The organism is Streptomyces sp. NPDC059003, assembly GCF_042740445.1.
Lineage (GTDB): Bacteria > Actinomycetota > Actinomycetes > Streptomycetales > Streptomycetaceae > Streptomyces.
This window is the reverse complement of the sequence record NZ_JBHYJH010000287.1, coordinates 1-7190: the sequence shown is the minus strand read 5'-3', so window position 1 is coordinate 7190 and position 7190 is coordinate 1. Positions and strand designations below refer to the sequence as shown.

Here is a 7190-nt window from a genome sequence, read left to right as displayed (position 1 = left end):
AGCGGGGGTCTGGGGGCGGAGCCCCCAGTTCGGGAAGGGGCGGGTCTGGGGCGCCCCGCGACGGACTACTCGTCAAGCACCGGCAGCAACTCCGGCAGGTGGCCGTCCGACGCCGCGGCCGCCCGCTGCCGCTCCTCGGGCACCGCCCCGTACACCGTGGTGCGCGGCCTCGCCGGCCGCCCCGCCGCGTCCGCGATCGCGACCAGGTCCTTCACCGAGCGGTACGAGCCGTAACTCGACCCCGCCATACGGGAAATGGTCTCCTCCATCAGCGTCCCGCCAAGATCGTTCGCGCCGGAGCGCAGCATCTCGGCCGCGCCCTCCGTGCCGAGCTTCACCCAGCTGGTCTGGATGTTGGGGATGTGGGGGTGCAGCAGCAGCCTCGCCATGGCGGTCACCGCGCGGTTGTCGCGGGTGGTCGGGCCCGGGCGCGCGATGCCCGCCAGGTACACCGGCGCGTTCGTGTGGATGAAGGGCAGCGTCACGAACTCCGTGAAGCCGCCGGTCTCCTGCTGGATGCGGGACAGCGTGCGGAAGTGGCCGAGCCAGTGGCGGGGCTGGTCCACGTGGCCGTACATCATCGTCGATGACGAGCGCAGCCCCACCTCGTGGGCCGTCTTGATGACCTCGATCCACGTCGCCGTCGGGAGCTTGCCCTTCGTCAGGACCCAGCGGACCTCGTCGTCGAGGATCTCGGCGGCCGTCCCGGGGATCGAGTCGAGGCCCGACTCCTTGGCCCGCTCCAGCCACTCCCGTATCGAAAGTCCCGTACGGGTCGCGCCGTTGACGACCTCCATCGGCGAGAAGGCGTGCACGTGCATGCCGGGCACGCGCTCCTTCACGGCCCGCGCTATGTCGAAGTAGGCGGTGCCCGGAAGATCCGGGTGGATGCCGCCCTGCATGCAGACCTCCACCGCGCCCACGTCCCACGCCTGCTCGGCGCGGTCGGCGACCTGCGACAGGGAGAGCGTGTACGCGTCCGCGTCCGTGCGGCGCTGCGCGAAGGCGCAGAAGCGGCAGCCCGTGTAGCAGACGTTGGTGAAGTTGATGTTCCGCGTGACGATGTACGTGACGTCGTCGCCGACCACCGACTTGCGCACGTCGTCCGCGATGGAGCAGAGCGCGTCGAGGGCGGGGCCGTCCGCGTGCAGGAGGGCGAGGGCCTCGTCGTCGCTCAGGCGGGTCGGGTCGTCGGCCGCCGTCGCGAGGGCGGAGCGCACGTCGCCGTCGATGCGGGACGGGACCATGCCGGGCGCCGCCTGCTCCCGCAGCGCCTCCCAGTCCCCGTACACCTCGTCGAAGTCGTCGCGCCGGTCGGCGGTGCGGCCGGTGGTGTCGATGGTGCGGTGCAGGTCGGTGCGGCCGGACGAGGCCACGTAGCCCTCGTCGGGCTCCTGCCAGGGCAGGCCGCGCACGGGCGCGTCCGGGTTGGCGAGGCCCGACTCCAGGGCGAGCGCGCGCACGTGCGGCAGGAGGCGCGGGTCCAGCCACGGCTCGCCGCGCCGCACGAACTCCGGGTACACGCAGAGCCGTTCGCGCAGCTCGAAGCCCTCCGCCGCGGCCTGCTCGGCGAGCGCGTCGATCTGCGGCCACGGCTTCTCGGGGTTCACGTGGTCGATCGTGATCGGCGAGACGCCGCCCCAGTCGTCGATGCCGGCGCGGATCAGGCGGCCGTACTCGCCGCCGATCAGGTTCGGCGGGGCCTGGACGCAGCCGGACGGGCCCATGATGTGCCGGGCGACCGCGACCGTCGCCACCAGGTCGTCGATCTCGGCGTCCGGCATGCCGCGCATCGCCGTGTCCGGCTTGGCGCGGAAGTTCTGGATGATCAGCTCCTGGATGCCGTGGTACGAGCGGGCCACGCGCCGCAGCGCGAAGAGGGACTCCGCGCGCTCCTCGTACGTCTCGCCGATCCCGATGAGCAGCCCGCTGGTGAAGGGGACGGACGAGCGGCCCGCGTCCTCGAGGACGCGCAGGCGGACCGCCGGTTCCTTGTCGGGCGAGCCGTAGTGCGGGCCGCCCGGCTCGGACCACAGCCGCTCGGCCGTCGTCTCCAGCATCATGCCCATGGAGGGCGCGACGGGCTTGAGGCGCTGGAAGTCGGTCCAGGTCATGACGCCCGGGTTGAGGTGCGGCAGGAGGCCCGTCTCCTCCAGGATGCGGATGGAGATGGCGCGTACGTACGCGATGGTGTCGTCGTACCCGTGCGCGTCCAGCCACTCGCGGGCCTCGGGCCAGCGGTCCTCGGGCTTGTCGCCGAGCGTGATCAGGGCTTCCTTGCAGCCGAGTTCGGCGCCGCGCCGGGCGATGTCGAGGACCTCGTCCGGCGACATGAACATCCCGTGCCCGGATTTGCGCAGCTTGCCCGGGACGGTCACGAAGGTGCAGTAGTGGCACTTGTCCCGGCACAGCCGGGTCAGCGGGATGAACACGCTCTTCGAGTACGTGATGACGCCCGCGCGGCCCGCCGCCTCCAGGCCCGCGTCCCGCACCCTCCCGGCCGACGCCGCCAGGTCCTCCAGGTCGTCGCCGCGCGCCTGAAGCAGCACCGCGGCCTCCGCCACGTCGAGGGCGACCCCGTCCCTGGCCCGCTTCAGGGCACGTCGCATGGCGTTGGCGGTGGGGCGTCCCGCCTCGTCAGGGGCGGGTCGTCCGGCCTCGGGGGACTGCGCGGTGTCGGTCATGCCATCGAGCATACGAGCGACGCCACGGGGCTCCTACGGGCACTTCCGCCCAGTGAAATACAGGCACTTCCGCCCAGGGGAGGAGGGCCGGAACGCGGACGTGCCCGTGGCCGGACGTCAACCCTCCGATCCCCTTCCCTTACAAGGGAGTTCACGGCTGAATACCAGAGTTGCACGCACCACCCGCGCCACGCAGTGACCGCGGAGAGCCTCCGGGCGCCTCCGTCACCGACCTCTGGGGAGCCGCAGCATGTGCGAGGACGAACGCCACCTGAACAGACGCGCGCTGCTCGTGACGGGGGCGGCGACCGCCCTTACGTTGAGCAGTGTGAGCTTCGCCGACGAGGCCGGGGCCGCGGAGCGGCGCTCGGGCCAGGAGACCAAGACCATCCGCGGGACGCTGCCCGTCGGCGCCCCCGACTTCGTGTACCTGCCGGTCGAGATCCCCCGGGGCGTGCAGCAGCTGCACGTGGCGTACACCTACCAGAAGCCGCCCGTGCCGCCGGGCACCGTCGGCAACGCGCTCGACATCGGCGTCTTCGACGAGCGCGGCACCGCCCTCGGCGGCCGGGGCTTCCGCGGCTGGTCGGGCGGCGCCCGCACGGAGTTCTTCGTCCGCGCCGACGACGCGACGCCCGGGTACATCCCGGGGCCGGTGCGCGCGGGCACCTGGAACATCGCGCTCGGCCCGTACACGGTGTCCCCTCAGGGGCTCCCCTACGAGGTGACGATCACCCTCACCTACGGGGCGCCGGGGACGACGCCGAGGCCCACGTACCCGCCGGAGCGGGCCAGGGGCCGGGGCCGCGCCTGGTACCGGGGCGACTGCCATCTGCACACCTGGTACTCCGACGGCCGCCGCACCCCCGCCGAGATCGGCGCCCTCGCCCGCGCGGCGGGCCTGGACTTCATCAACACCTCCGAGCACAACACCCAGTCCTCGCACGCCCACTGGTCCGACGTGGCGGGCGACGACCTGCTCGTGCTGCTCGGCGAGGAGATCACCACGCGCAACGGCCACGTCCTCGCGCTCGGCACGGAGCCCGGCACGTTCATCGACTGGCGCTACCGCGCCCGCGACAACCGCTTCGGCCACTACGCCCGCGAGGTCCACCGCGCCGGCGGCCTGGTCGTCCCCGCCCACCCGCACGCCACCTGCGTCGGCTGCAACTGGAAGTTCGGCTTCAACGAGGCGGACGCGGTGGAGGTGTGGAACGGCGCCTACTCGCCGGAGGACGAGATCGCGCTCGCCGAGTGGGACAACCAGCTGGTGGCCGCCGTGCGCGGCGGGCGCCGCTGGACCCCGGCGATGGGCAACAGCGACGCCCACCGCGATCCCGACCCGGTCGGCCGCCCCCAGACCGTCGTCCTCGCCGACGACCTGACCCGCGAGGCCATCCAGGACGGCATCCGCGCGGGCCACTCCTACATCGCCGAGAACAAGGCGGTCGAGCTCGCCTTCTCCGCGTCCGGCGGCAAGGGCGCGCACGCGGGCATCGGCGAGCGGCTCCGCGTCGACCGGGACGACCCGGTGACCGTGCGCCTGGACGTCAAGGGCGCGCCCGGCTGCACGATCCGCTTCGTCACGGACCAGGGCACGCTGTTCACCAGTCCGGTCCTGCCCGACTCGGGCACGGGTTCCGCGGAGTGGCGCACGACGGCCTCGTACGCGGCGTACGTACGGGCCGAGGTGCGGCAGCCCGCGGTGGCGCCGCCGCTGCCCGGGCCGATGAAGGCGCTCACGAACCCGATTTTCCTGGGGCGTTGAGGAGCTCGGCGGCGGGTTCGGCGGTGGCCGCGCGCGACGTACGGGCCGCTTCTGACGTACGTACCGTGCGGGCCGCCCCCGACCGGGGCAGGGCGAGCGTGACGAGCAGGCCCGCCACCATGCCCGCCGCCGTGAGCAGCACCACCAGGGCGCCGCCGTCGGCGGTCGCCGCGCGCAGGGCTGCGCCGGCCTTGCCGTCGGTGCCGAGGTCGGCGATGACCGTGAACACGGCGAGGCCGATGGCGTTGCCGATGTTGAGGGCGGTGGACGCGATGCCGTTGGCGACGCCCTGTTCGTGGGCGGGCGTGCCGGTGGCGGACGCGATCCACATGGCCGTCCAGACCACGCCCTGCCCGAGGCCGGAGACGACGAGCCCCGGCAGGAGCAGCCCGTAACCGGCGTCGGCGTCGAATCCGACGGCGAGCAGGGCGGTGCCCGCGACGCCGACCGCGAAGCCGCCGACGAGGGTGGGGCGGGTGCCCGCACGGGTGGTGAGGCGCTCGCCGAGCTGGGTGCCCGCGGCGATGGCGAGGGACGGGACGAGGAAGGCGAGGCCGGTCTGCAGGGCGCTGTACCCGTGCACGCTCTGCATCAGGACCGTCAGGAAGTACGGCAGGACGCCGAAGGTGGCCATGTAGACGAACGTGACGGTCATGCCGACGGTGAGGCTGCGGTTGCGGAAGAGGCGGAAGGGCATGAGCGGGTCGGCGCTGCGGGACTCGACGGCGGCGAAGAGCGCGAGCAGCGCGAGGGCGGCGACGAAGGCCCCCACGACGAGCGGGTCACCCCACCCCAGCTCCGGCCCCTCCACCAGGCCGAAGACGAGCAGCGTGGCCCCGCCCGTGACGCTGAACGCGCCCGGCAGGTCGAAGCGGCGGCGCTCGGTGCGGGCCGGGTCGCGCGGGATGACGTACAGCGCGCCGAGGGCGACGAGCCCGGCGAGCGGCACGTTCACGTAGAACACGGCGGGCCAGCCGAACCGGTCGGTGAGCAGCCCGCCGAGCAGCGCGCCGAGGGTGAGCCCGCTGGCTCCGGCGCCGCCCCAGACGGCGAGGGCGCGATTGCGCCGGGGCCCTTCCTCGAAGAGGTTGTTGATGAGGGACAGCGTCGCGGGGAGCAGGAGCGCGCCGCCGATCCCCTGCACGGCCCGTGCGGTGATGATGACGCCCGCGCTGGTCGCGAGCCCGCCCGCGAGGGACGACACGGCGTACAGGGTGAGGGCGAGCACGAACATCCGGCGCCGCCCGAGCAGGTCGGCCGCGCGCCCGCCGAACAGCAGGAATCCGCCCGCGAAGACGACGTAGGCGCTGACCACCAACTGCTGTGTCTGGCCCGGGAATCCGAGGTCGGAGCCGATCTCGGGCAGTGCGACGAACACGATGTTGAGGTCGAGCGAGTAGACGGTCTGCGCGAGGGCGAGCAGGAGGAGGCTCAAGCCCGGGCGTGGCTTGTCAGACACGGGTGCCCTTTCGGTACGACGGTGCGACTGTACGCGTTCTTACGTACACTTGACTGTACGCATCCTTACGTACGATCGCGGCGCGGCACAAGGAACCCCGTCCCGATAGTTCGAATATCCACGTACGGAGGTACGGTGGTGGGCATGAGCTATCGCCACCCCGAGCGCGACCAGATCCGCGTCGACGGCGTCCTGACCGCCCTCGGCAATCCCCTGCGGCTCTCCGTGATCCGCCTCCTCGACTCCGGGGGCGACCACAACTGCACCAGCGTCCTCAACACGCTCGGCGTGACGGCGAAGTCGACGATGACCCACCACTGGCGGGTCCTCCGCGAGAACGGGGTGATCTGGCAGCGGCCCTCCGGACGGGAGAACCTGCTGACGCTGCGGCGGGAGGACTTGGACGCGCGGTATCCGGGCCTACTGGACGCGATCCTCGCAGGCGCCCAAGCCGACACCCGACAGCCGCCGACCCCCTAGCCCCCTCCTGGGGGCTCCGCCCCCAGACCCCCTCCCCTCCGGCGCCCCGCGCCTCGCCCTCAAACGCCGGGCAGGCTGATTCCCCCACCCACCCGCCCTTCCCTGGGGCTGCCGCCCCAGACCCCGCGCAGATATCAGCCCGTCCGACGTTTGAGGACGAGGCGCGGAGCGCCGATTGGCGGGGGTGCTAGGGGGTGCAGCCCCCTAGTTCGGGAAGGGGTGGGACTGGGGCGCCCCGCGAAGGTCACCGGTGCCGGCGAGCAAGCACCAGGGGCCAGGTGAACACACCTGGCCCCCGACTACTCGTCAGTCGACGGACTCCACGAAGAGCTCTTCGGCCGCTGCCACCGTCCCGGAGCGGCCGAGCCAGGTGTTGAGCGTGTCCAGATCGGAGCACCCTACGATCCGCTCCCGCACCGACTCGGACACCGCGATCTCGCGCCCCTCAAGGACACGCAAGATCGCGAGGGCGGCCCCTTCGACGCGCCCCTCCGCCCGCAGCTTCATCGCCCTCTCCGAGCGGAAGAAGGACAGCGGAATCCCGCCCTGGTCAGCCACCCGATCCTGCTCTCAGCCGTCGGACTCTGCGAAGAGGTCGTCCGCCTTCGTGACCGTCAGGGAACGGTTGAACCAGACCCGGAGAGTCTCCAAGTCCTGGCAGCTCATGAGGCGTTCCCGGACGGGATCCGGCACAGCGAGCCCGCGCTGCTCAAAAACCTGCAGAATCGTCTGCGCGCGCTCCTTGACGCGCCCCTCCGCCCGCAGCTTCATCGCCCTCTCCGAGCGGAAGAAGGCAGTG

5 protein-coding genes and 1 pseudogene are annotated in these 7190 nt (G+C 72.3%); 2 read left to right on the top strand and 4 right to left on the bottom strand.

Annotated elements, in window-relative coordinates; all coding sequences use genetic code 11:
• Positions 1-65 precede the first annotated feature (65 nt).
• On the bottom strand, positions 66-2684 hold the full coding sequence (locus tag ACFWZ5_RS43495) for a bifunctional FO biosynthesis protein CofGH (RefSeq protein WP_384794985.1): 2619 nt from the start codon (positions 2682-2684) through the stop codon (positions 66-68).
• 250 nt (positions 2685-2934) lie between these two features.
• Between ACFWZ5_RS43495 and ACFWZ5_RS43490 the strand changes: the two genes are divergently transcribed.
• On the top strand, positions 2935-4452 hold the full coding sequence (locus ACFWZ5_RS43490; protein WP_384794983.1) for a CehA/McbA family metallohydrolase: 1518 nt from the start codon (positions 2935-2937) through the stop codon (positions 4450-4452).
• Here the strand turns inward: ACFWZ5_RS43490 and ACFWZ5_RS43485 are convergent.
• On the bottom strand, positions 4424-5911 hold the full coding sequence (locus ACFWZ5_RS43485; RefSeq protein WP_384794981.1) for an MFS transporter: 1488 nt from the start codon (positions 5909-5911) through the stop codon (positions 4424-4426). The genes ACFWZ5_RS43490 and ACFWZ5_RS43485 overlap by 29 nt on opposite strands.
• A gap of 144 nt (positions 5912-6055) precedes the next feature.
• On the opposite strand from ACFWZ5_RS43485, the gene ACFWZ5_RS43480 reads away from it, so the two are divergent.
• On the top strand, positions 6056-6391 hold the full coding sequence (locus ACFWZ5_RS43480) for an ArsR/SmtB family transcription factor (RefSeq protein WP_384794979.1): 336 nt from the start codon (positions 6056-6058) through the stop codon (positions 6389-6391).
• Between the two features lie 306 nt (positions 6392-6697).
• Here the strand turns inward: ACFWZ5_RS43480 and ACFWZ5_RS43475 are convergent, their stop codons facing one another.
• Together ACFWZ5_RS43475 and ACFWZ5_RS43470 are read right to left on the bottom strand one after the other, a co-directional pair.
• Positions 6698-6949 (bottom strand): hypothetical protein, encoded by a 252-nt coding sequence (locus ACFWZ5_RS43475; RefSeq protein WP_384798910.1) that lies wholly within the window; start codon positions 6947-6949, stop codon positions 6698-6700.
• A gap of 12 nt (positions 6950-6961) precedes the next feature.
• Positions 6962-7190, bottom strand: a pseudogene (locus ACFWZ5_RS43470) (hypothetical protein); the annotation flags it as partial.